Origin of the sequence: Halopseudomonas pelagia CL-AP6, assembly GCF_000410875.1 — a bacterium.
GTDB classification, from domain to species: Bacteria; Pseudomonadota; Gammaproteobacteria; order Pseudomonadales; family Pseudomonadaceae; genus Halopseudomonas; species Halopseudomonas pelagia.
Map to the genome: position 1 here is coordinate 88,300 of NZ_AROI01000021.1, position 25,019 is coordinate 113,318.

A 25,019-nucleotide genomic window follows, 5' to 3' on the forward strand; every position below is an offset into this window, starting at 1 on the left:
TTCTTTATGATATGGATGAGTTGAGCTCACCTATGACGCATCGTCGCCTTCCTTCTCTTTCGGCACTCCGCGCCTTTGAAGCGGCGGCCCGGCATGAGAGCGCCAAGCAGGCCGCGCAGGAGTTGTCCGTTACCGCCACGGCTATCAGCCACCAGATTCGCGGGCTGGAAGAGGCGCTAGGCATAGCGTTGTTTTTGCGCAAACCCAGGCAGCTCGAGCTGACGTCCCAGGGGCGTGAATTACAGCAAGTGTTGGAAACCGCCTTCGACAGCATCAGTCAGGTGGTTGAGCGTATGAGTGCCGTGCCCCAGCGCCAGGCGGTCACGCTCTCCACTACCCCCGCGGTCGCGGTGCGCTGGCTGCTGTCCTGGGTCTGCATGTTGCGCGACACGCATCCAAACATTGATTTGCGCATCCATGCATCCCACGAGCCGGTAGCCCTGGATGGCGTCACGGCTGACCTTGCGATTCGCTATGGTGATGGGCGCTGGCCCGGGTTGATAGCGGAAAAGCTGTTTGATAACACCTTTGTCCCGGCCTGCAGTCCGCACCTGGGGTTGCATGATGTGGCGCAACTGCCCTCACATCCGTTGATTCACTTCCGTCCGCAGGGCATAGCGAGTGCGCCGCTGGACTGGTCCACCTGGCAGAAACAGGCCAAGGTCCCAGGGCTGGATGTGAATGCCGGGCTGGTGTTCTCCGATGAGACCCACGCCATTTCCGCCGCCGTTGGCGGCCAGGGCGTAGCGTTGATGGGGCGTGAATTGATCGAGGACGAACTGAAGGAAGGGCGCTTGGTACAACCTTTCGGGCCGGAACTGGTAGGCAAACCGTTCTATCTGGTCTATCCCGAAAACCGCCGGAACGATCCGACTACTCTGGCGATCCGCGATTGGGTGCTGGCAGTACCTGGAGGACTGTGTACGCTTTCTGCCCCAACTGATAGGTCACAGTGAAAATTTCTACCTACGTCGGTAGAATCGCGGTTCTTTTTTAACCAGCGCCGGATACCGCACCATGAAGCTGCTCCAGGAACTTATCCACCCCGAGCTTGCCACCCGTGAGGGCAGGGCGCTGAGGCGGTATGCTGCGCGGGGGATAGTGCTGCGTGAGGACCGGATCCTGCTGCTGTTTACCGAGCGCTATAACGACTTCAGTCTGCCCGGCGGTGGTATTGATGAAGGCGAGGATATTGCTGTGGCCCTGGTGCGGGAACTGGAAGAAGAAACGGGCGCGCGCGATGTGCAGGTCAAGGAGCACTACGGCTTTATCGAGGAGTACCGACCGTACTGGAAGCCCGATTACGACCTGATGCACATGACCTCGCATTTCTTTGTCTGTGACGTGGCGCAGGAGCTGGCCGACGTGCGCATGGAGAGCTACGAGATTGCCAATGGTATGAGCCCCATCTGGATTTCCGTAAACGAAGCCATGAGTCACAATCGGCAAGTAATGGCTCGCCAGGAAAACACCATGGGGCAGTCGATTCAACGAGAAACCTTCATGCTGGAAACGATCTTGCGGGAGCTGGTGCAGCAGGGCTAAACTCTGAACGGCTGCAGCTAAAGCAGAATCAGTACTGCCATGGCGCTGCTGAGCCTTAGTGGGTTTTTTTCTGCTCCAATAGCGCTAGCATGGCCTTTGCTGGCCAGATACATTCTTTACCAGACTTTACCCCGCAAGGCCGCTGTGCAAGCCAAGCGCCTGCAGCGTAAGTATTCAGGTCGGTGATTGGAATATTGTCGTACCAAAGCATATGGTCCAGGTCCAGGGCCATACGGTTCATCGTGCCCTGCACCGAACGGTCGCACTGGCTATCACAGGCCAATCTGGTTAGCGCGCTAGCAGCCACGTCCAGCTGTGCCTGGTTGGCTCCAACCTTGAGCAAGGTATTCATCAACGCATCCTGAAAGAAGGCGTCCAGCTCGACAAAATCCGGTTTGGTCAGGCAGGTGATTAGTACCGGAAAGCGCGTTGCATCGTGGATGAAGATCACGCAATTACGGCGTTGCTGGGTAATCAGGTTGGCGTGCCAGCCACTTAACAGGCTGTCCGCTGCATCGTTGGTCGCTTCTGGCGGGCAACGTGTGCCGTTCAGCCGTCCAAGGGAATCCAGCGGCAGTTTGGCGAAGAGTTTGCGGGTGCAGTGCAGACGAATCATCTATCAATCCATGGGTACGATTGGCGGAAAGGCAACACAGGCTCAAGTGCTAGATTATCAAGCCCCGGTGTCTGTTTAAACTAGCGGAAATCCAGAACGGTAAGAGCAGGACAAGATCAATCGCAAACGAGGATCTAATGTCAGTGCTATAAAGCTATATGGCTGACTCATCACCACTGCTGGCTAAATCGACTGATAAAAGGATTTCCATTGCATATCAGGACCATGCTCCACCGCGCAGTTGATCCATCCGCACGCACCCAGGGCGTCTCGTTGTTTAACCTGGTGATCTGTGTGCTGATCCTGATGGCTGTTCTGGTAGCAATACTTGAAACAGAGCAGACACTGGTTGATCAATTCCTTGGTTTTTTCCGGGTTGCCGAGTGGCTTTTCTTTGTCATTTTCGTAATCGAATTCTGCCTGAGAGTGTATGTCGCGCCACTTAACCCCAGGTTTTCTGGACGCTTCGGACGCTTTCGCTACCTGTTCAGTTTTTGGGCTCTGATTGACCTGTTGGCGCTGCTGCCCTTTTTGCTGACAGCCACGGATGCCACAGCCTACTATCTTCGCCTTGCACGGCTCTTTCGCGTGCTTCGGATCGCCCGGCTGGGACGCTTTACTCAGGCGTGGAGGCTCCTTGGCGGGGCCTTTTATACCCGTCGTTATGAGCTCCTGGTTAGTGCTCTTGTAGCCCTATTGCTGCTGCTTGTTTCCAGCACTTTTCTGTATCTGATCGAGGCCGAAGGGCAGCCTGAGGCATTTGGCAGTGTGCCTCGTGCTTTGTGGTGGAGTGTGGCGACACTGACGACTGTCGGCTATGGTGATGTAACACCTGATACGGCGGCTGGGCAGTTCTTTGCTGGTCTTACCGCTGTGGCGGGTATTGGATTGGTGGCCATGCCAACAGGCATTCTTGCGGCAGCGTTCAGTGATGCTTTTCAAAAGAAAACAGTTGAAAACTGAGGTGGGTGCTTGGCCGCAGGCCGAAATAATTGGCTTTGACCAAACACAATAAAAAGGATAAACGTACATGGAACGGCCAGAATACGTGGTTCAAGCTGAAGTGGCCCGGTTAATACCGGTGGTAGCGGATACCAGTCGAGAGCAGCGTGCGGCTTCGGTCTTGCTGGCGGCAATGCGCGGTGTTTATGAGTTCCGGCAGGTGATGTTTGCTTCACTGGGCCACCGCGTAAGCGGTAGGGCGCGCATGGGTGCCTGGACCGAAGTCGCCCTGGAATGTGACATGGATATACCGAAAAAAGACCGGCCAGACGGGCTGGTGCAGTTGGTCACCGGCAGTAAGCAGTGGTCAGCATTGATAGAAGCCAAAATCGGCAATGCTGAAGTAGGTGAGGAGCAGTTGAAGCGTTATCTGCTGCAGGCCAAGAAGAACAAGATTAATGCCGTCATTACCCTAACCAACCAGTTTGTCGCTCTGCCGACCCATCACCCGGTAAAACTTCCCAAGACGCTACTGAAAGGCGTGGAGCTGTACCATTGGTCGTGGATGTTTGTAGTCACCCAGGCCACGCTACTGCTTGATTCGGGTGAAATTACTTCGCCAGACCAGCGCTTCGTCCTGGAGGAGGTGTTGCGGTATCTCAGCCACGACACCAGCGGGATAACTCGCTTCGACAGCATGAACCGTGAGTGGAAGGATGTGGTCGCCAAGGTCAAAAGCGGAGCCGTACTGGGCAAGGGCACAGAGGAGGTGGAAAACACCGTATCCAGTTGGCACCAAGAGCAACGTGATCTTTCTCTGGTCATGAGTCGGAAGCTGGGGCGGCAGGTAAAACAAAAGATCAGCAAAGCCCACCGTAGCGATCCTGTTCTGCGGCTAAAAGACGACTGTGAGCTGCTGGCAAAAGAGCAAAAGCTGGTCTGTTGCCTGGACATACCAGACGCCGCAGCTGACCTGGACATCGTTGCGGATCTGACCAAGCGCACAGTAACTTGTTCCATGCGTCTAGGTGCACCGCAAGACAAAATTCGCAGTTCGGCGCGGGTGAACTGGCTGATCAAACAAGTAGGCAAGGCAAATGCAGAGGGCATTTACGTCAAAGCTATTCGCCCAGGCCGCGCCGAAGAAACGCAAACACCGCTGGCTAAGTTGCTGGCTGACGGCAACGCGCTGGAAACGCTGTCCACCAATGTGGTGCCCAGTGCATTTGAGGTCTTTTACATGGCCGACCTAGGCGCGCGTTTCTCCGGCCCCAAGGTGTTCATCGAGGAGCTGGAAAAGGCCGTACCGCATTTTTACCAGGAAGTAGGGCAAAAGCTCAGAGCCTGGGTTGCACCGCCACCTAAATTGCAGAAACGCGATCCGGTAGAGGTGCTTGCGATTGAAGATAGTGAAGAGGCGGAGCAGGCAGCCAGTGAGTCCGTTGAGTGCTGAGACTCTTTGATGCAGCTGTTTTGAAAGTCTGCCTCCCATGCCCGCTTTGCGTCAGGAATCCCGTTTAGTGTTCTTGACCAGGTTTTGGATCAGATCTATCGGCAACGGGAAAACGATGGTGGATGCGTTGCCGGTGCTCATGTCCGCCAATGTCTGCAAATAGCGCAGTTGCATTGCTCCAGGCTCGGTGGACATGACCCGCGCCGCTTCGACCAGCTTCTCCGAGGCCTGCAACTCGCCTTCGGCATGAATGACCTTGGCCCGGCGCTCGCGCTCGGCTTCGGCCTGACGGGCAATGGCGCGCACCATTGATTCGTTGAGATCCACATGCTTGATCTCGACGTTCGCCACCTTGATGCCCCATTCCTCGGTCTGGGAATCGAGAATCTCCTGGATATCCGAGTTGAGTTTGTCCCGTTCGGAGAGCATTTCGTCCAGGTCATGCTTGCCGAGCACCGAGCGTAACGTGGTTTGCGCGAGCTGGCTGGTAGCGTCGGCAAAATTTTCGACGCGAATGATTGCCCGCTCCGGATCAACCACTCGATAGTAAAGTACAGCGTTGACCCGCACGGTCACGTTGTCCTTGGATATCACGTCCTGGGCGGGAACATCCAGTGCCACCACCCGCAGATCTACCCGCACCATCTGCTGAATACCGGGAATAACGATGACCAGACCGGGTCCCTTGACGCCCTGAAAGCGGCCCAGAAAGAACACCACCCCGCGCTGGTATTCGGGCAAGATCCGGATGGCCGAGGCCAGCACGGCCAGGAGAAAAAACAGCGGGACCAGATAGGTTGCTAAGTCGAACATGGTGGACTCTCCCTGAGCTATGGGTCGCGTTTGTCGTTGGTGGGTTTGAGATGTAATAACAAGCCTTCCACTTTCTCGATAAGAACCGGTTGGCCAGCGTGGACCGGCTGATCGGCAACGGCATTCCAGCGCTCACCGCTGACTTGCACGTGGCCTCGATAGCGCCCTTGCGTAGCGTCTGTCCAGGGCTGAAAGTCGTCGGCCGCAACCGCGTCTTGCCCCACCATCTTGTCGATGCCACTGATTGCCGGCTGATGCCGCAGACTGACAACACGGGTCAGGGTCCACAGCATAAAGCCGGCGGCGACAGCAGCAATCCCGCCAATCATCGGTAACGACACCTGCTGGTGGGTACCATCCATCAGAATCACTGAACCGAAAATGAACGCGAGCGTCCCGCTAACCCCGAGAATGCCGAAGCTGGGCGCGAAAGCTTCAGCAATAATCAGCGCCAAGCCGAGCATGATCAGTGCCAGCCCGGCGTAGTTGACTGATAGCACCTGGAACGCGAACAGCGCCAGAATCAGGCATACCGCGCCGAGAATGCCAGGGAACAATTCTCCGGGATTCGACAGCTCGAAAATGATCCCGTAGAAACCGATGATCATCAGCAAGAAAGCGATGTTGGGATTGGTGATGACTGACAGCAGCCGGGTTCGCCAGTTCGGATCTACCTGCTTGATCAGCAGATTGGCCGTCTCCAGGATTTGATCACCCGACGCCATGACTACGTTACGACCATTGATCTGTTGCAGCAGGTCGTTGACATCAGTGGCGACAACATCCACGACGTTGCGCTCCAGCGCTTGCTGTGCGCTCAGGTTGACCGCTTCGCGCACCGCTTCCTCGGCCCAGTCGGCGTTACGGCCATGGCGTTCAGCCAGGCTGCGGATGTAGGCAACCGAATCTTCCAGGACCTTGCGCTCCATAGCAGAGCTACCGCGCCGGGGTTTGTCCTCACTCTCGTCTGCATCTGCATCTGCATCTGCATCTGCCTCTGCATCCGCATCAGGTGCTGGCTCAGGATTGTCAGTGCCCGGCATCCCGCCCATTTGCACCGGCGTCGCCGAGCCCAGGTGGGTGGCTGGTGTCATGGCGGCGATGTGGCTGCCATACAGGATGTAGGTGCCAGCACTGGCGGCGCGAGCGCCGGCGGGCGTCACGTAGGTGGCCACCGGTACCGAAGAGCCGAGAATGTCGCGGATGATCATGCGCATGGATTCCATAAGCCCTCCCGGCGTATCCATGCGGATGACTAGCAGCGCTGCCTGCTCTTGTTCCGCCTGCTCAATCGCCCGCGCCACATAGTCCATCGTCGCCGGGCCTATCGCCCCTTCAATGGTGAGCACGATGGCACTGCGCTGGTTTTGCTCGGCCTGCACGCCGGTAACCAGGCTGGCCAGCAACAGGAGCAGGCTTGCCGCGACAAGGCCGGCGCTGAAGCTGAGCCTGGCGCGGCTGCTGGGTGCGTAAGTAAACACTGACAGTAGCCCTCCGCTGAGTAGTGGCGAACACTTATTTCAGCCTAGCAGAACCTCCGCAGTATGCCCGGGAGCATTGCCCGGTCAGGACGTTATGGGTCGTTGCTGATTTTACCTGAATGATCCTCTTGCCCTGGTACTGCGACAAGCAAGTCGTCCTGTTCAGGCGGGCTGCCCAGGCGGTCATTAGCTTCGAGTAGCCGCATCAAGCGTTCATGGGTGACGGCGTTGTGCAGTTCGATTTGCCGCTGCTCGTTGCTCAATGATTTAAGTAAGGCTAAAGCCATGAAGATCATCAGCAGCATGAAGGGCAGGGCGGCGAGGATTGAAATGGTCTGCAGGGCAGCTAACCCGCCGCTTAACAGCAATACGCCAGCCACCAACACCTGAATCACGCCCCAGGTCAGGCGTGACCAGCGTTTGGGTGTCAGCACGCCGTGGCTGGTGAACATGCCAAGGACGAAGGTTGCCGAGTTGGCTGAAGTGATGACAAACAGGGTTATCAATACCAGCATCAGCACGCTGGTAATGCTGCTGGCGGGCAACTGGCTGAGAGTGGCAAACAGGCCAGCGCTCATCTCGTTCGCGACCGTAGTGCTGATATCGGCCCCGGCGAATAGTTCAAAAAATAGCGCCGAGCCGCCAAAGGTAGAAAACCACGCTATGCTGAGCAACACTGGCATGCCGATCACGCCGATGACAAACTCGCGAACGGTGCGCCCGCGCGAGATACGCGCGATAAAGCTGCCGACAAACGGCGCCCAGGATAAACCCCAAGCCCAGTAGAAAATGGTCCAGCGTTCGACCCAGTCGTCGGCCGTATAGGGCGACATCACCAGGCTCATGCCTATCATATTGCTGGCGTAATCACCCAACGCGGTGGTCATGACACCCGTGATAAAATCGGTTGGGCCAAAGATAAATACGAACAGCAACAGTGCTGCAGCCAAGAACATGTTGGCGTCACTGACATAGCGAATGCCGCTTTCCAGTGGAGCCAGGGCGCACAGCAGGAAGATTACCGCCACACTAGCGAGAATGACCAGTTGTTGCGTGCTGCCAAAACTGATGTCAGCTACCGTGACCAGGCCACTGTTGATTTGAATGACCCCCAGACCGAGGGTGGTGGCCACACCGAAAACAGTCGATAGCACGGCCAGTATGTTGATCGCGTGACCCCAACCGCCATCGACCCGGTCGCCAAGGGTGGAGCGAAAGGTTTCGCTGATCAGACCCGGGCGCTGTTGACGGAAGCGTACATAGGCGATTGCCAGCCCGACTACGGCAAAGTTGGCCCATTGATGAAAGCCCCAGTGAAACAACGAATATTGCATCGCCAACTGGGCTGCTTGTGGGCTACCAGAGGGTGCTTGGGCAAAGGGCGGATTGGCCAAATGGCTCATGGGCTCGGCCACGGCCCAAAACACCAGGCCAACACCCATGCCCGCTGAGAAGATCATACCCAGCCAGGCCAGGTAGGAAAACTCGGCTGCCTCACCATCTGCGCCGAGGCGAATGTGGCCATAGTCACTCAGGGCAATGCCTACGCAAAAAATAAGAAAGCCGGTAGTGGCAAAAAGATACAGCCAGCCAAAATGCAAGGTAGTGAAACTCAGTGCCTGATCGGCCCACTGGGCCAGTTGTTCGGGGCGGCTTGCGCCAAGCACAACAAAAAGCGAGAGCAGGGTGAGGGAGGTGTAGAACACCCATCCGGGGCGTTGCTGCATGGGCGGATCCTGAGCTGACTGACAAACAGCCCACACCCTAGCACAGACCGGGTGGCAGTCTGCAAGCAAGCAGCAACATGGTGCAGCTGCTCTAATCCGCCATTAAGTGTCTGTTGATCAGGCCTGGGTTTTACACTTCAAGGGTAAGCTGAGTCGCGCGTAGGGCAAAACACAAGACCGGATCCCGTGTCGCAACATCGTGCCGCGGCTCTCAGTAATGGCCAAGCAGTTTCCACCACAAACCACCGATCACCACCCAAATGAGTAGATTCGCCACGCTCATAACAAAGCCTGCTTTCCACCATTCCCCCAATGTCAGGTAGCCCGAACCGAAAATGACCGGCGACGTGCCGGTGGCGTAATGGGTCAAGGTCATCATAATCGAGGATGTGGCAGCCATAATGAGCACAAATGGCATGGCCGGTGCGCCGAGGCTCAGGCCAACGGTAAGAAACGCGGCCATCATAGCTGTGATGTGCGCAGTGGTGCTGGCAAAAAAGTAGTGGGTGTAAAGGAAAGTCAGCACCAGAAGCGCAGCCGCTCCCAACCAGCCTATGCCCATCATGGTAATCCAGTTCTGCATATTGGCGGAAAACCAGTCAATCAGCCCCGTTTCATTAAGCTGGTTCGCCATCATGATCAGTGCGCCAAACCACAGCAGCGTATCCCAGGCATTTTTTTCTTTCAGTACATCCTCCCAGGTCAGCACCCCAGTGAGCAGCAGCATTGAAAGACCGATAAACGCAGACGTCGTGGTGTTAAGCGTGACCGCAGCGCCGAAGAAAAACGCTGGGATATCCGCCCATAGAAGGAGCAACACCAGAAAGACGAACAACATGATGCCTTCATTTCGACTGATTTTGCCCAGCTCTGCCAGTTTGTCCCGTGCCATTTGCGTGGCGTTAGGGGTTTCCTTAATTTCCGGTGGGTAAAGCAGGTATAAAATGTAAGGCATCGCCAGGATCGCAACCAAGCCTGGAATCAACATGGCGACGGCCCAGGTGACCCAGCTTAGCTGAATCTCCGCGCCGGTGGCAGATGAAATAAGCTGCACAGTCAGCGGGTTGGGCGCGGTGGCTGTAATGAACATGGCAGAGGTAATCGGGTTGCTATGGTAGTTCACCAGAGCCAGATACTTGCCGATTTTGCCAGACGTGTTGTCCTCTGGGTGTGAATCAAAGCTATGGGCAATAGAACGCATGATGGGGTGGATAATGCCGCCTCCCCGGGCGGTGTTGCTGGGCGTTACCGGCGCAATGCACAGCTCCGAGAAGGCGAGACCATAGCCGATCCCCAGTGTCCGCTTTCCCAGGATGGAAATGAAATAGTAGCCAATGCGAGCTCCTAGGCCGGTTTTAATCAATCCGCGTGAAATCATGATCGCAATCGCGATTAACCAGATGAGCGGGTTGGAGTAACTGCTCAAAGCAACGTTGATGGCTTTGCCGGGCGTATCGCCGGTGACTCCGCTTGCCGCAACAATGGAAATAGCAATAACGGAGATAGCGCCAATGGGCATGGCTTTACCGATGATAGCGACAATGGTGCCGACAAAGATTGCTAGCATGAGCCATGCGTTAGAAGTAAGGCCTACGGGCAAGGGAATGACTAGCCAGATGACGAATGTGACGGCCACAGCGATAGCGGTCGACCAGGGTTTGAAAGCAAGTGTCGACATAGTGGAGACCTATCGGTTGAAGGCAGTTTTTAAGCGGCGTACTCGGTATAAACGCTATAGAGCGTTTGCGGCCAATAAAGTCTATATACATTTCAAGTAAGTCTCCTTGTTTCAGGTCAACTACCCAGTTCCATTTGACCCCATTCCCGTTGAACCCTGCTGCGTCAGCATGTCGCGCAACGGCTTGATCATGATCAAGGAGCCCTATCCCTGGCGCTCACTACTATCGGCCCCAACGCACACCGATGGAGTGGATAATGAAAAAGGGACCGGTATTGCTGGCAACAGTCTCCGCGCTGATTGCTACGCAAGGCGTTTTCGCGAAACAACCCTTCGCGCTTGACCCCAGCATCATTACCGCCACTGGGATGCGCGAGTCGTTGCTGCTGAGTCCAGCGAGCGTCACGCAGCTTGAGCGTTACCAGATTGAACGGGCTCCTGTGGCTGATGCCGCTGAGCTATTTCGCGATATACCCGGTGTCACGCTGGCCGATTCCGATACGCCCGGCATGAAGCGTATCTCTATTCGCGGTGAGAGCAGCCGGCGGGTGGCTATCAAGATTGATGGTCAGACCATGACGGATCATTCCACCTACGGTTCGCCATTGCTTATCGATCCGGCCACCATCGAGCGGATCGAGGTCATCCGCGGCCCCTCGTCGGTGATCAATGGCTCGAATGCGATTGGCGGGGTGGTGAACATCATTACCCGGGGCGGGGGTGACAAGCCACTGGAGGCCCATGCGGGTGCTGGCTATTATTCCGCAACACAGGGTTATCGCAGCTCTGCCGGGCTCGGCGGCAGCCTGAATGGCTTCGATTACCGACTGGCTTTGTCGCGCAGCGAGCATGGTGATCGCCGCGTTCCGGACGGCACGCTGGATCATTCAGACTACGACAACGAATCAGTCAGTGCGCATCTGGGTTACCGCTGGGCTAATCAGCATCTGGCGTTGAAGGCCGAGCAGTTCAACCTCTCGGCCAATACCTGGACCGACCCCGCTCCCGGCGAGCAACTGACCCTGGCATTCCCTGAGCGCGATCAAACCCGCTATGCGTTTTTCTATCAGGCCGAAGGGGTTACCGACTGGCTCAGTCGCCTGTCGCTCGATGGCCTCCAGCGCCAGGTAGACCGTACTTTCACCAATAGTGTGGCCGTCAGCGGCATTCCCTCGGTCGCGGTGGACAATCTCGCCGTAGACGATCTCCGCACCCGCGGGCTGACGCTGAAAGCCGAAATGGACCTGCTTGCGAACCAACCGACGCTGGCTGGCATCGAATACCTGCAAGATCAGCTCAATGCAGACAAGCACACGTCCACCACCACACTGTTGCGTCCTGGGCTGCCGCCGGTCAGCAGTTCCCGCAGCTCTGTACAGGAAGCCGAGCAAAGTACTCTTTCGGCATTTGTGCAGCAGCGCTGGCAGTTTGCGCCGGATTGGACTGGTCATCTAGGCGGGCGCTACTACGTAGTCGAGTCGGACCTCAAGCGCAGCACCGACCGCAGTCAGACAGACAGCCGCGATGAGCGCTGGCTGGGTTCGCTCGGTCTGGTGCATCAGCTGCAAGGCAACTGGTCACTGCGAGCCACCTATGCCGGTGGTTATTCCTACCCGACGCTGACCCAACTGTTTTCGGTGGCTACCGGTGGCAGCGATGTGCACTACGGTAACGCTGAACTGAAACCGGAGCTGGCGCGTACGGTCGAGCTGGGCTTGCGTCATGAATCGTCACTGGCGGCACTGGATGTTGCGCTCTACCGAACTGACGCCAAGGACTATATCGACCGGCAGCGCTTATCTGTCACCCCGGACGGTTTCCTACCACCCAGCTCCTCGCGACTGCGTCAGTGGCAATACGTCAACGTTGATGAAGCCCGTAGCCACGGCCTGGAAGTGGCGCTGCAATGGCGCGCAGAGCTGCTCCTCAAGCCCTATGCATCCTTCAGCCTGGCCCGCCGGACCTTCCATTTCGGCAATCACAGCTCCACTCGCCACAGCGGTCTGGCTGAAGCCAGTGGCACCCTCGGGCTGCGCCATTTTTCACTGCCAAGGCAGGGTTGGCTCAGCGAAGTGGACCTTTATATGCGGGCCTCTGAGGGCGCAACGCGTGAGGATGATCAGGGGCTAGTGAGCGATCAGGCGGGCGGTTTCGCGACGCTGAATCTGAACTGGAAAGTCGATTATCAGGAGCGCGTTAGCGTAAGCCTGTTGTTAGGCAATTTGCTGAACCGCAACTATCGCCCGCTGGATGAGCTGCCTGGCGCGCAGCGCCACGCCGATCTGGAAGCAACGCTGCACTTTTGAGCCAAAACAACCACGGCAGCAGCAGGCAGTCAGCGCTCGTTGCCATTTCGATGAAGCAAGATGAGGGATTTATCATGTATATCAAAAAGCGTCCGTTGGCATTGGCTATTGGCTTGTTGTTGCTCAACACTGCAATGCTGGCCCAGGCCGTACCGGCTCCGGAAGACGCGAGTTCGGCCTATCAGGGCGGCGCGTCTGAGGTTGACCCGGCATCGGTTGGGGTGGTTCGATCGCCCGGTGCCCCCGACCTTACCGAAGCCGAGTTCGAGTATGCCCAGAAGACTTATTTCGAGCGCTGCGCGGGTTGTCATGGTGTGCTGCGCAAAGGCGCAACCGGCAAGCCGCTGACGCCGGACATCACCCAGCAGCGGGGTCAGGCTTATCTTGAGGCATTGATTTCCTACGGATCCGCAGGGGGGATGCCGAATTGGGGCGCGGCTGGCGGCCTTACTGCGGATGAAATCAGGGTAATGGCGAGCTATGTTCAGCACGCGCCGCCAGTACCGCCGGAATGGGGCATGTCCGACATGCTTGACACCTGGAAAGTGCTGGTCAAGCCGGAAGATCGGCCGACGAAACAGATGAACAAGCTGGATCTGGGCAACCTGTTTTCGGTCACCCTGCGCGACGATGGCAAAATCGCCCTGATTGATGGCGACAGCAAGAAAATCGTCAAGACCATTGAGACTGGCTACGCCGTGCATATCTCGCGTATGTCCGCATCCGGGCGCTATCTGCTGGTGATCGGGCGGGACGCCAGAATCGATATGATCGACCTGTGGGCCAAGGAGCCGACCAAGGTCGCCGAGATCAAGGTCGGCATTGAGGCGCGTTCGGTGGAAACATCCAAGTTCGAAGGCTATGAAGACAAGTACGTCATCGCCGGGGATTACTGGCCGCCGCAGTACGTCATCATGGACGGCGAGTCGTTGAAGCCATTGAAGATTGTATCAACCCGCGGGATGGTCGTTGGCACCCAGGAGTATCACCCTGAGCCGCGCGTGGCGGCGATCATCGCCTCCCACGAGCACCCGGAGTTCATTGTTAACGTCAAGGAAACCGGCAAGGTACTACTGGTCAACTACGAAGACATTGATAATCTCACTACCACCAGTATCGGCACCGCGCCTTTCCTGCATGATGGTGGCTGGGATGTGACTCACCGTTACTTTATGACGGCTGCGAACAACTCCAACAAAGTGGCGGTAATCGATTCGAAAGAGCGCAAGATGACCGCTCTGGTCGACGTCGGCAAGATCCCGCACCCGGGCCGTGGCGCCAACTTTGTTCACCCCCAATTCGGTCCGGTCTGGGCCACTAGCCATCTGGGCGATGAAACCATCTCTCTAATTGGTACCGATCCGCAGGCGCATCCAGACCAGGCCTGGAAAGTGGTAGAAACGCTGAAAGGGCAGGGCGGCGGCTCGCTATTTATCAAGACCCATCCAAAGTCCAACCACCTGTACCTGGATACCACCTTCAATCCGGATGAGAAAATCAGCCAATCGGTGGCGGTTTTCGCTATCGACGATCTCGACGCGGGCTATAAGGTGTTGCCCATTGCCGAGTGGGCCGGGGTGACCGACGGTGCCAAACGCGTGGTTCAGCCTGAATACAATCAGGCCGGAGACGAAGTCTGGTTCTCGGTCTGGAGTGGCCAGGAGGAGCAGTCAGCGATCGTAGTGGTGGATGACAAAAGCCTGAAGCTCAAGCACGTAATCAAGGACAAGCGCCTGATTACTCCGACCGGTAAATTCAATGTGAACAACACCCAGCACGACGTCTACTGAGTGAACTCGCCCGCGCAGGCATCACGCCTGCGCGTTCAGTGCATACCATCAGGCGGCTCCGCAGGGAGTCGCTTGATTTTTGAGCGATACGCGGGCTGATGGGGCAGGACTTGTCTTGGCCTCTCGACCTGACGCCATTCCCATAAACCTCACGAAAGTTCGTCTGAGATTGCGTGAGGTACCTCTTTTGTATCCCTTTTGGTCAGTATTTAACGATTGCAATGTCGACCAAAATAGGAATATCGGTCCACTCCTAAGGATTTGCCAATGAACTTCCTCAACAATTTGTCGATGCGCGGCAAATTGATAACCCTCGTTCTGCCTGCCTTGATTGTTGTTCTGTTTTTTGCAGGGTTAAGTATTACGCGTAATGCCGATGATCTCGGCAATACCACCAGATTGCAAAACATGGTCCGGCTTGCGGAGCAGGGTGACCCCCTAATCGAGTCGCTGCAGAAAGAGCGCGGTCGTTCCGCCATCTACTTTTCCAGCGCTGAAAACTCAAGCGAAGAACGACAAGTAGTACAGGCACTTGACCGCCAGCGTGAGCAAACCGATCAAGAAATACGCGATTACCAGAAAAGCTTGGCCGTGCTGATGTCCGACTCGGAATTTGACGATAGCATCCGCGCCAGCATTGACCGCCTCAAGACACAACTGGGCAATCTTCCCGCGCTGCGCCTAAGCATCGACAAACGCAGCATCGAGGGTCCCGAGTCCGCCAGCAGCTACACGAGTGTGATCATGGAGACGGTAAACCGTATCCCTTTGCTGGTGCGCCGGGCGAACGATGCTGAGGTTACGCGCTACATCAATGCCTACTTTGCCTTGGCCCAAGCGGCCGAAATGTCGGGCCGCGAACGTGCTATCGGCTCCGCACTGGTGCTCCGTGGGAGTTTCGACCTGCCGACACTCGGGCACCTGTCTGCCCTGGCTGGCCAGCAGGAGGCGTTTATACTCTCCGCCAGCGCCATGCTTGGCTCGGATGATCCCGTGCGCAGACAGCTGGAAGGCTTCTACGGCATAGATCAAAACCGGGCGCTGCTTGCCCAGAGGGAAAGGCTGTTCAGCACCCCGTCAGGTATGGATGCACTCGATGCCAGTGAATGGTTTAACGCCGCTACTGCCCGGATAGACGTTATCAACACCATACGCAGGCAAAGCCTGGAGCACGTTGACCAGCTAGCCGGGGCAGGTGTAACCAGGGCTCGTAACAACCTTTTTGGCGCATCAGCATTTGCCGGCGTTGCCATCCTGGTGGTGATCGTTCTAATGATGGTGATCATCCGCGCCATTCACCAGCAGGTGAACTTGCTTCTCTCGGGAGTCCGTTTCGCCATGGACAACAAGGATCTGTCTCGTGAGATCCCTGTTTCCAGCAAGGACGAAACGGGCATCATTGCCGAGGCTATCAACAAACTGTTTGCCAGCTTCAGTAGTGCCTTGCAGCAGATCGACAAGGCCAGTGTACAGCTGGCTACTGCCACAGAAGAAACCAGTTCAACCGCCAACCTGAACACGTCCCAGGTTAAAAAACAGCAACAGCAGATTGAACAGGTAGCGGCCGCCACTGAAGAGATGTCGGCTACCTCTGAAGACATTTCCCAGAACACTCACCAGGTGGCTGATGCTTCCAGCCGAGCGATGAAAAAGAGCCAGACTGGAGAACAGGTTCTCCATGTCAGCGTTTCCCGGATCCGGTTACTGGCCAAATCGGTACAGGAAGTGAATCAGGTTATAGAAGAACTTGATAGCTGCAGCAAAACCATTAGTGGCGTGGTAGACGTTATTCGGCAAGTTGCAGACCAGACTAACTTGCTGGCGCTGAATGCTGCAATTGAAGCCGCACGCGCGGGTGAGCACGGCCGTGGCTTTGCAGTAGTGGCTGATGAAGTGCGCACACTAGCTAGTCAGACACACGAATCAACCACACAGATTGAGGGCATCATAAATGGCTTCAAGGAGATCACAGATAGCGCTAGCCGCTCCATCTTAGCTAGCCACAAATTGGCGGATGAAACCTGCGAGCAGGCCGCTGAGATGGAGAAGACCTTTGCGGACATTCTTGTGGACGTAAACAGCATTTCGGATATGGCGACCCAGATTGCCACCTCCTCTGAAGAACAGGTTGCAGTTACCCGCGAGCTCGCGGGCAATATGGAGGCTGTAAGTGAAGCAGCCATACTGACCTTAACCGGCTCACAGGAGATAACCCAGGTGACTCAGGAACAAGCCAGGCTCGCTCGTCAACTTCAGGACTTGGCCAACGAGTTCAAGGTAAGCAACCCGGCCTGATACTGGTAGAGCCAAACCTTATATGGAAGGCACCTGGGTGGTCCCATAAGTCAGTCACGATATACCGAAGAAATTGGAGTCATACACCTGGCGGAGCGAGGCATTTGAAGAGCAGGTAAAGCAGACCTTTGGTTTGTAGGCAGCGTTGGCAACGCAACCTGGTTGGCGCAGGACACGCGGTTGCATCTGTTCTGCCGGGCCCGCTCAGTTGGCGACGGTAGGGCTGTCTGCAAGGCTATAGCGCTTGCCACCGTTGCGCTTGGATATGTACATGGCTTCATCCGCCAACGCAACCAGCTGCAGCTCATTCAGGCCGTGCTCGGGATAGAGTGCTATGCCCAGGCTTGGCGTGCTTATCAAGGTTTTGCCATCAAAGACGTACGGATCGCTCAGGCTGACGAGAATTTTCTCGGCCACCAGGATGGCATCTTCTCGCTTGCTGATATTGTCCAGCAGAATAGCGAATTCGTCGCCGCCCAAACGGCCAACAGTGTCGGACTCGCGCACACAGTGTTTCAGGCGCCGGGCCACTTCCCGCAGCAACTGGTCGCCTGTGGCATGGCCAAAGGTATCGTTGATCTGCTTGAAGTTATCTATGTCCAGATACAGTACCGCCAACCTCAAGGCGTCTTTTTGTGCCCTTTGCAGAGCGCTTTGCAGGCGGTCGAGGAAGAGTGCGCGGTTAGGCAATTCAGTCAGATGGTCGTAGCGGGCAAGAAATTCCAGGCGCGCGTGCGTGCGTTTGCGCTCTATCGCCGTGGCTACCTGGCTCGAAACAAACTGCAGTAGCTCTTTATCCTGTTCGCTGTAACGCACAGCGCCGGAATAGCTCTGCAACACCAGAGCGCCAATGGTATCCGCGCCCGCTATCAGTGGCACACCCAGCCAATCAAGGGAATGCTTGCCGGTTGCCGTGCCGATCTGTGTAAGCCTGTGCGAGGCCGTCTCAGGTGTTAACAACAGGGCTTTGCCACAGCGGATAACCTCGGCACTCAGGGTGCCGGATGCCAGCGGTTGAGGCGGCGGCGGGGTGTCGAACTGGTCAACATAATAGGGGAAGCTCAGCTCATCCTGCGCGGTATCGTATAGCGCTACAAAGAAGTTATCGGCGGGCAGCAATTGCCGGATTATTTCATGCGTCCGGGCGTACAGGGTCTGCAAATCTGCCGTCGAGTGAGCCGCTTCCGATATGCTGTACAGCGCTGCCTGCATCGCTTCGGCACGCTTGCGTCTGGTTATGTCCCGCGCTACACCCACCCGTACCTGTTCGGTCTCAAGCCATTGGGCAGACCACATGATATGCACAATGTGGCCGTCTTTATGAATGTAACGGTTCTCATGATCATGAGAGGGTTCGCCAGAGTTGATGCGTTGTATGATTTCGCGGCTGGCATCGCGATCATCCGGGTGCATCATGTCATAGGCAGTACGGCCAATCATTTCATCGGGCCGGAAACCGAAAACCCGCTCACTGGCCGCGCTGACCGAAAGAAAGCGACCCTCAATATCCACCACACAGACAACGTCCAGTAGCAAATCCAACAGCTTGTCGTGGGGCAGGTGAGGGTTCGAAGTCATGGCATTCACTATACGGGCACTTTTACAACGGCCGCTAGCGCGATAGCGTTTTTCTGGCCAGACAACATAGCGCCGTTGTTTCCACAGCAATCAAGATGGGCCATGGCAAAGCGCGTGACAGCAGCCGATATTGACCTGGACTTGAGCCAGAGCGACGAGCAAACGCTATTTAATCGCCGCCCCGGTGTGGTACTGCCCCCCCGCACCTGACCGGCACGCCCCCTGGGAAGGCCGAGTTCCACCTCGGCCAGCGCGCCCGATGCAGACACCCCTGGTCGAGAAACTCGACCGTCCCGGTAGTCCTGTGAAAGAATCAGCGCGCATCCAGGTTTTCTCAAACGCTCACCCGGCCATATTCGCCATACAAGGAAGACGCCCTCATGGTAAGGAACACCCCTCTGAAAAAGTATATTGCGATATTTGCTGGCGCTTATCTGGCGATGATGATTATCGTCGCAGTGGTGCTGACACTGCTGGATCTGGAAGGCAATGCCGGCCTCAGCATGGGGATGCTGATCGGGTCGGCGATGGCGGCCGGTCATTACTTCCTCAGGGATCAACAACGCCTGCCGACGGCGTCAGAGAAGACCTGGCTGATTAGCCTGTCCTACCTGGCGTCTATTGTGGTGTCGCTGGTATTCGTCGCCGTCATAGCCGTGCTTGAACCCGAAGGTGTGGCGGGTATGTGGGTTATGGTGCAGGCGCAGTCAACGGTTTTCCTGATAGTGATGGTGCTGGTCTCGCTGGTCTGCCTTCTGGTGTTGTGGATGGCTTATGGATTTTTGCTCAAGAGGCAGTTCCTGGCGATGCAGAAAAAGGCGGCAGCTGAAAGCGCCAAGCAACGTTGAGGGCAAGGCCGCTCCGGTCGAACAGCTCGCATGGCCGCGCTCCGACCACCAGTACATGACTTCCCGCTCAAAAGCCGGATAATGGCGGCCAATTCGTTCCGCTCGTCATTCTGGTGCCCCCATGGAAATCAAAGTCAACTTTCTCGACAACCTTCGACTTGAAGCCAAGTTCGATGACTTCACGGTGGTGGCTGATCAACCCATCCGCTACAAGGGTGACGGCTCCGCGCCGGGGCCGTTCGATTATTTTCTCGCCTCATCGGCCCTGTGCGCGGCTTATTTTGTGAAGCTTTACTGCGACACCCGCAACATCCCCACCGACAACATCCGTTTGTCGCAGAACAACATCGTTGACCCTGAGAACCGCTATAACCAGATCTTCAAGATTCAGGTCGAGTTGCCAGCAGATATCTCCGCCAAGGACCGCCAGGGCATTTTGCGTTCCATCGACCGCTGCACGGTAAAAAAGGTCGTGCAGGCCGGCCCCGATTTCGTGATTGAGGAAGTGGAAAGTCTGGATGCCGACGCCCAGGCATTGCTGATGCCCATGGCGATGGGAGAGGGCACCCGGGTGCTGGGCAAAGACCTGCCGCTGGAACAGACCATCGCCAATATGTCCGGCATTCTGGCGGGCCTGGGTATGAAGATCGAGATCGCCTCGTGGCGCAATATTGTCCCCAACGTCTGGTCGCTGCATATCCGCGATGCGCAGTCGCCGATGTGCTTTACCAACGGCAAGGGCGCGACCAAAGAGGCCGCGCTGGCCTCAGCGCTGGGCGAGTTTATCGAGCGGCTGAACTGTAACTTCTTCTATAACGACCAGTTCTGGGGCGAAGACATCGCCAATGCGTCCTTCGTGCATTACCCCAACGAGCGCTGGTTCAAGCCCGGCCGTAAAGATGCGCTGCCGGCCGGGATCCTCGACGATTACTGCCTGGAGATCTACAACCCCGACGGCGAGCTGCGTGGCTCGCACCTGATAGACACTAACTCCGGCAACGCCGAGCGCGGCATCTGCTCGCTGCCCTATGTGCGCCAATCAGATGGCGAGGAAGTGTATTTCCCCTCCAACCTGATCGAGAATCTGTTCCTTAGCAACGGCATGAGCGCCGGCAACACGCTGGCCGAAGCACAGGTGCAGTGCCTGTCGGAAATCTTCGAGCGCGCGGTAAAACGCGAGATTCTCGAAGGTGAAATTGCACTGCCCGATGTGCCGCCCGCCGTGCTGGCGCAATACCCCGGCATTCTGGCCGGCATTCAGGGGCTGGAAGAGCAAGGCTTTCCGGTGCTGGTCAAGGACGCCTCACTGGGCGGACAGTTCCCGGTGATGTGCGTCACCCTAATGAACCCGCGCACTGGTGGTGTATTCGCCTCCTTCGGCGCGCACCCCAGTTTTGAAGTAGCGCTGGAACGCAGCCTGACGGAATTGCTCCAGGGCCGCAGCTTCGAGGGCCTGAACGACTTGCCCCAGCCTACCTTTGAAAGCCAGGCAGTGACCGAGCCGAACAACTTCGTTGAACACTTTATCGACTCCAGCGGCGTGGTGTCCTGGCGCTTCTTCAGTGCCAAGGCCGATTTCGAGTTCGTCGAGTGGGATTTTGCTGCCGAGGGCGAGCACGCCAACATCGAAGAGGCCGCAACCCTGTTCGGCATCCTCGAAGAGCTGGGCAAGGAAGTCTACATGGCCGTCTACGACACCCTGGGCGCTAACGCCTGCCGCATCCTGGTGCCGGGCTATTCCGAGGTGTACCCAGTTGACGACCTGATCTGGGACAACACCAACAAGGCGCTGCTGTTCCGCGCCGACATCCTCAACCTGCACAGCCTGGACGACGACGGCCTGCAAGCGCTGATCGAACGCCTGGATGAAAGTGAACTGGATGATTACACCGACATTAAAACCCTGATAGGCATTGAGTTTGACGACAACACCGCCTGGGGCCAGTTGACGATCCTGGAACTGAAACTGCTGATCCATCTCGCCCTGCAGCAATTTGAAGAAGCCAAAGAGCTGGTCGAAGCCTTCTTGCAGTTCAATGACAACACCGTTGAGCGTGGCCTGTTCTATCAGGCCCTGAATGTGGTGCTGGAAGTGGAACTGGACGAAGAGCTGGATCTGAACGATTACGAAGCCAATTTCCGCCGCATGTTCAGTAACGAGCGGATGGACGCCGTGATCGGCTCAATGGATGGCAGCGTGCGCTTCTATGGCCTGAAGCCGACCAGCATGCAGCTGGAAGGCCTAGACCGGCACCAGCGCCTAGTCGAGAGCTACAAGAAGTTGCACGGCGCGCGGGGCAGGGCGGCGGGCTTATCCGATTAACGTTCTCTAGAGGTTGGAGTGCAGTTCCTGCCAAGTCAGCTTTAATTAAAATAGCCTTTCTGATTGTAGTAGCCGCTTGTTACCCGCAGGCCGTCATACCAGTGCATGCTGGCCTCACCCAAGATAGGAGGACGAAACATGACCGCTAAGAAATTATTGTTGCTGGCCGGTGATTACACCGAAGATTATGAAACCATGGTGCCTTTCCAGGCACTGACCATGCTCGGTTATGAAGTACACACGGTGTGTCCGGAAAAAAAAGCCGGGGATACCGTGCGTACCGCCATTCACGACTTTGAAGGTGATCAGACCTACACCGAGAAGCCCGGGCACAACTTCGCGTTGAACTACGATTTCGACCAGGTCAAGGTAGAAGACTATGTCGGCCTGGTGATACCCGGCGGACGAGCTCCGGAATATCTGCGCCTGAATGACCGAGTGATTGAAATTGTGCAGCAGTTCGACCAGGCCCAGAAGCCGATTGCCGCCGTATGCCATGGCGCGCAGATTCTGGCCGCAGCAGGCGTGCTCAAAGGCCGGGAATGCAGCGCTTATCCGGCCTGTGGGCCTGATGTGAAGCTCGCCGGCGGTACCTATATGGATATCCCGGTGGATCAAGCCCACGTTCAGGGCAATCTGGTCACGGCCCCGGCCTGGCCGTCGCATCCCGCCTGGTTGGCAGCTTTTGTCAAACTGCTGGGTGCTAAGATAACGCTGTAGCTCGTATAACTAACAATCAGGTGGTGGCCGCATGTGTGAGCTCTACGTCAAAGCCGATCCGATTCTATACGAATCGCGTTCTCGCTCACTGCGCATCCGCGGCGTGGTTACCACACTGCGGCTGGAAAATCAGTTCTGGCAGATTCTTCAGGAAATTGCCGAGGTCGATGGCATGACCACCAATCAGCTGATTACCAAGTTGTATGAGGAAATTATGGAGTTGCGCGGCGAAGTGGAGAACTTCGCTTCGTTTCTGAGGGTTAGCTGCACCCGTTATCTGGCGCAACGCGAGGCGCGTCCGGTGCCGCTGGCACTGGTGCGCGCCTCAACAGGATGACGAAGGCGAGATCGCTCAAGGCGCCAGCGCCCGGGTACCTGAGCTGCGCAGAGTGTCCTTGATAAAGCTGATACGTCGGTCAATTTCCTGCTGGATATCAGCGCTCGCCTTGAGGTTGGGATTCACCTGCAATGCGCTGCGAATCTCCGCGCTACGGCTTGCTGCAATGCTCATGCTTGTATCCTGGCCGCCTGATACTGAAATGCTCAATAATCTGATCAAGCGGCACCATAGACGAGGTTGGCGCTGCCACCAAAAGTGAACTGGTTGCCATCTGCGTCCCCTCTCTGGTTGCGTTCATGTCTGCTGGGGTCTGCTGGCCTATGCCCACGAAGGGACTGCTCGCCACCGCTGCTGGAGCAGCTATTGTCGGTCACCCGGGCCGAGCTCAAGTGGGAAGTCTGCGCGCACCCCGCTTACTGATCCACAGCGCGATAATAATCAGGCTGCCGCCGATCGAAAGCGGCAGTAAAGCGGTGTCGGTACCCCAGACCACCAGATTGAGCAGCAGGCCCACCGGTACGGAAAGATTGTTCATCACGGCGAGTGTGCCGGCGGATACCAGCGTTGCGCCCTTGTTCCAGCAAAACTGCCCGACTGCCGTGGCGAGTACCCCCATCCAGAGCAGCACGCCCCATTGCATCGAACTGCTCGGTAACTGCTTGGAATCGCCGAATAGCAGCCAGGCCGGCAACACCACCAGCAGCGCGCCCAGGAAGAAGTAACCGAAGCGTCGATATAACGGGATCTCGGACGGAAAGTGCTGTGCCAGGTGCTTGTAGCCGATCTGTCCACTGGCAAAGGTGAAGTTGGCCAGTTGCATCAACAGAAAGCCGCCAAGAAAGCCAGCGGAAATGCCGTCGAATCGAATGACCCCCGCGCCCAGTACGGCAACACCGGCGGCCAGGAGTGCCCAGGGATTGAATCGTCGCCGCAGCGCATCATCAATGAGCGTTACGTGCAGCGGGGTCAGCACCGTGAACAGCAGGATCTCCGCCACGCTCAGCAGATTGAAGCTCAGGTACAGGCAGATGTAAGTCACGCCAAATTGCAAGGCCCCTACCAGCGTGACCCCACCGATGAACCGGGGATCGACACCGCGCCAGCGCGTCAGCGGCAGAAACACCAGGCCGGCCAGTAGAACGCGGGTCAGCACCGAAAAGTAGGGATCGACCTGGCCGGCCAGATGGGCACCGATCAGATTGAAGGACACGGCCCAGAGCACCGTGACGAAGAGCAGATAGGTCATGTCGCCTCCATTACAGGAGCGTAACCATAACGGCTCGGCAGCAAATCGGCTACGCGAGTTGTGCCGCTATTTCGAAAAGGGCACAGATTCACTCTGCTCTCTGCTCTCTGCGCCTGCACAATCAGGTGTGCCTTGGCTATGCTATGGTGCCTCTTGTCACAGATTATCTATCAAAAACAGCGAGATAAAGTAGATGCCCTATACCTTCGAACACCTCAAACAACATTGTCAGCCGGAATGGGATGCCTATATTCAGCATGACTTTGTTATTCAGCTGGGCGAGGGCAGGCTGGCGCCGGAGTCGTTCCGTCACTACCTCAAGCAGGACTATCTGTTTCTGATCCAGTTTGCCCGCGCCTTTGCCCTGGCGGCCTACAAGAGCACCACGCTGGACGATCTGCGGCACGCCAAGGCAGGGCTTGCGGCAATAGTCGATCTGGAGCTGGGCCTGCATATTCAGTACTGCAAGGAATGGGGGATCAGCGAGCAGGAATTGCAGACCTTGCCGGAAGCGCGTGCGACCCTGGCCTACACCCGCTATGTGCTTGACACCGGCAACCGCGGAGACCTGCTTGATCTGCACGTGGCGCTGGCGCCCTGCCTGGTCGGTTACGGTGAAATCGCCAACTGGCTCAACACGCGGGCGCAGACGCTGCGTGGTGAGCAGAATCCCTATGATGCCTGGATAGGGATGTACGAGAGCGCCGAGTTTCAAGACGCAATGCATGCCGAGATCGACTGGCTGAACCGGGAACTGGCGGACGTAACGCCCCGACGCTTCGAGCGATTGGTGCGGATATTCAGCGACGCGACCCGGCTGGAAATCGACTTCTGGGCAATGGGACTGGAGCTTCGCCAGTAGTGATAGGTACATAACGAAACAGAAGCGGGCATCATGGTCCGGGGGCCAATAGCTCAGTGGTCGCTGGGCGGTAGTTGAGCCTGTTGCCGCCGGATTATTGGCTAATCAGCCACTTTTCAACTAGGACGTAAACCATGTCGTCCGATATCACCCTGCAACTTCAGATCACTCCTCGCCATAGCAAACCACGCATCTGGCGGCGTATCAGGGTTGTGGCTGCCCTGCGAATACCACGCTAGTGGCAAGACAGAGGGCACTGGCGAGAATAGGTTTGATCATGTTTGTGAACCAAACCACGCCCGCCCAAGGAATATACGGTGGTCCTCTTGTTGCTGACTGAAAACAGAGCTATTTATCAAGGGTCACCTGAATGGTTTTGCTCAAGGCTTTCCAGCGCGGCAGGATTTCTTCCGGTGGCGGGGTGAACTCAGTGAGGTCATCAACCCCTTTCTGGAA

20 protein-coding genes are annotated in these 25,019 nt (G+C 56.7%); 12 read left to right on the top strand and 8 right to left on the bottom strand.

The genetic code is table 11. The features are described from left to right. Positions 1-32 precede the first annotated feature (32 nt). Positions 33-956, top strand: coding sequence for a LysR substrate-binding domain-containing protein (locus tag K787_RS0115685; RefSeq protein ID WP_022963761.1), 924 nt, complete (start codon positions 33-35; stop codon positions 954-956). Positions 957-1,017: 61 nt separating this feature from the next. Further along, positions 1,018-1,545, top strand: coding sequence for an NUDIX hydrolase (locus tag K787_RS0115690; RefSeq protein WP_022963762.1), 528 nt, complete (start codon positions 1,018-1,020; stop codon positions 1,543-1,545). A gap of 55 nt (positions 1,546-1,600) precedes the next feature. On the opposite strand, the gene K787_RS0115695 is transcribed toward K787_RS0115690, so the two are convergent. Then, on the bottom strand, positions 1,601-2,161 hold the full coding sequence (locus K787_RS0115695) for a DUF6933 domain-containing protein (RefSeq protein ID WP_022963763.1): 561 nt from the start codon (positions 2,159-2,161) through the stop codon (positions 1,601-1,603). Positions 2,162-2,386: 225 nt separating this feature from the next. Between K787_RS0115695 and K787_RS0115700 the strand changes: the two genes are divergently transcribed. Together K787_RS0115700 and K787_RS0115705 are read left to right on the top strand one after the other, a co-directional pair. Further along, on the top strand, positions 2,387-3,124 hold the full coding sequence (locus K787_RS0115700; protein ID WP_022963764.1) for an ion transporter: 738 nt from the start codon (positions 2,387-2,389) through the stop codon (positions 3,122-3,124). A 67-nt stretch (positions 3,125-3,191) separates the two neighbouring features. Beyond that, the gene (locus tag K787_RS0115705; RefSeq protein WP_022963765.1) at positions 3,192-4,556 is read left to right on the top strand and encodes a hypothetical protein; all 1,365 of its coding nucleotides are present in this window, start codon (positions 3,192-3,194) and stop codon (positions 4,554-4,556) included. Between the two features lie 51 nt (positions 4,557-4,607). On the opposite strand, the gene K787_RS0115710 is transcribed toward K787_RS0115705, so the two are convergent. The 4 genes from K787_RS0115710 to K787_RS0115725 all read right to left on the bottom strand — a co-directional run bounded on the left by K787_RS0115710 (position 4,608) and on the right by K787_RS0115725 (position 10,255). Further along, positions 4,608-5,369 (bottom strand): slipin family protein, encoded by a 762-nt coding sequence (locus K787_RS0115710; RefSeq protein ID WP_022963766.1) that lies wholly within the window; start codon positions 5,367-5,369, stop codon positions 4,608-4,610. Positions 5,370-5,386: 17 nt separating this feature from the next. Beyond that, positions 5,387-6,850 carry an NfeD family protein gene (locus K787_RS23370; RefSeq protein WP_022963767.1) on the bottom strand — a complete coding sequence of 488 codons (1,464 nt, stop codon included), beginning with the start codon at positions 6,848-6,850 and terminating at the stop codon, positions 5,387-5,389. Between the two features lie 92 nt (positions 6,851-6,942). Continuing rightward, the gene (locus tag K787_RS23375; protein ID WP_022963768.1) at positions 6,943-8,577 is read right to left on the bottom strand and encodes a BCCT family transporter; all 1,635 of its coding nucleotides are present in this window, start codon (positions 8,575-8,577) and stop codon (positions 6,943-6,945) included. 211 nt (positions 8,578-8,788) lie between these two features. Next, entirely contained in the window at positions 8,789-10,255 is a 1,467-nt protein-coding gene (locus K787_RS0115725) for a DASS family sodium-coupled anion symporter (protein WP_022963769.1), read from the bottom strand. Positions 10,256-10,512: 257 nt separating this feature from the next. On the opposite strand from K787_RS0115725, the gene K787_RS0115730 reads away from it, so the two are divergent. From K787_RS0115730 to K787_RS0115740, 3 genes are all read left to right on the top strand, one after another. Beyond that, positions 10,513-12,561, top strand: a complete 2,049-nt coding sequence (locus K787_RS0115730) for a TonB-dependent receptor plug domain-containing protein (protein WP_022963770.1) — start codon at positions 10,513-10,515, stop codon at positions 12,559-12,561. Between the two features lie 74 nt (positions 12,562-12,635). Then, entirely contained in the window at positions 12,636-14,351 is a 1,716-nt protein-coding gene (locus K787_RS0115735) for a cytochrome D1 domain-containing protein (protein ID WP_040641067.1), read from the top strand. Between the two features lie 267 nt (positions 14,352-14,618). Further along, on the top strand, positions 14,619-16,646 hold the full coding sequence (locus K787_RS0115740) for a methyl-accepting chemotaxis protein (protein ID WP_022963772.1): 2,028 nt from the start codon (positions 14,619-14,621) through the stop codon (positions 16,644-16,646). A gap of 204 nt (positions 16,647-16,850) precedes the next feature. On the opposite strand, the gene K787_RS0115745 is transcribed toward K787_RS0115740, so the two are convergent. Further along, positions 16,851-18,224, bottom strand: a complete 1,374-nt coding sequence (locus K787_RS0115745) for a GGDEF domain-containing protein (protein WP_022963773.1) — start codon at positions 18,222-18,224, stop codon at positions 16,851-16,853. Between the two features lie 380 nt (positions 18,225-18,604). On the opposite strand from K787_RS0115745, the gene K787_RS0115755 reads away from it, so the two are divergent. The 4 genes from K787_RS0115755 to K787_RS0115770 all read left to right on the top strand — a co-directional run bounded on the left by K787_RS0115755 (position 18,605) and on the right by K787_RS0115770 (position 22,452). Continuing rightward, positions 18,605-19,072 (top strand): ABZJ_00895 family protein, encoded by a 468-nt coding sequence (locus tag K787_RS0115755; protein WP_022963775.1) that lies wholly within the window; start codon positions 18,605-18,607, stop codon positions 19,070-19,072. Positions 19,073-19,193: 121 nt separating this feature from the next. After that, a complete protein-coding gene (locus K787_RS0115760) occupies positions 19,194-21,395 on the top strand; it encodes an OsmC domain/YcaO domain-containing protein (RefSeq protein WP_022963776.1) in 2,202 nt (733 codons plus the stop codon). A gap of 138 nt (positions 21,396-21,533) precedes the next feature. Continuing rightward, positions 21,534-22,115: a DJ-1/PfpI family protein gene (locus K787_RS0115765; protein ID WP_022963777.1), complete on the top strand. Its 582-nt coding sequence runs from the start codon at positions 21,534-21,536 to the stop codon at positions 22,113-22,115. Positions 22,116-22,146: 31 nt separating this feature from the next. Then, positions 22,147-22,452 (top strand): ribbon-helix-helix domain-containing protein, encoded by a 306-nt coding sequence (locus K787_RS0115770; RefSeq protein WP_022963778.1) that lies wholly within the window; start codon positions 22,147-22,149, stop codon positions 22,450-22,452. A 15-nt stretch (positions 22,453-22,467) separates the two neighbouring features. On the opposite strand, the gene K787_RS25235 is transcribed toward K787_RS0115770, so the two are convergent. Continuing rightward, positions 22,468-22,626 carry a hypothetical protein gene (locus K787_RS25235; protein ID WP_022963779.1) on the bottom strand — a complete coding sequence of 53 codons (159 nt, stop codon included), beginning with the start codon at positions 22,624-22,626 and terminating at the stop codon, positions 22,468-22,470. A gap of 214 nt (positions 22,627-22,840) precedes the next feature. Further along, entirely contained in the window at positions 22,841-23,701 is an 861-nt protein-coding gene (locus K787_RS0115780) for a DMT family transporter (RefSeq protein WP_022963780.1), read from the bottom strand. A 193-nt stretch (positions 23,702-23,894) separates the two neighbouring features. Here K787_RS0115780 and tenA point away from each other — a divergent pair, with 193 nt between their 5' ends. Then, positions 23,895-24,563 (top strand): thiaminase II, encoded by a 669-nt coding sequence (gene tenA, locus K787_RS0115785; protein ID WP_022963781.1) that lies wholly within the window; start codon positions 23,895-23,897, stop codon positions 24,561-24,563. The last annotated feature ends 456 nt before the right edge of the window (positions 24,564-25,019 follow it).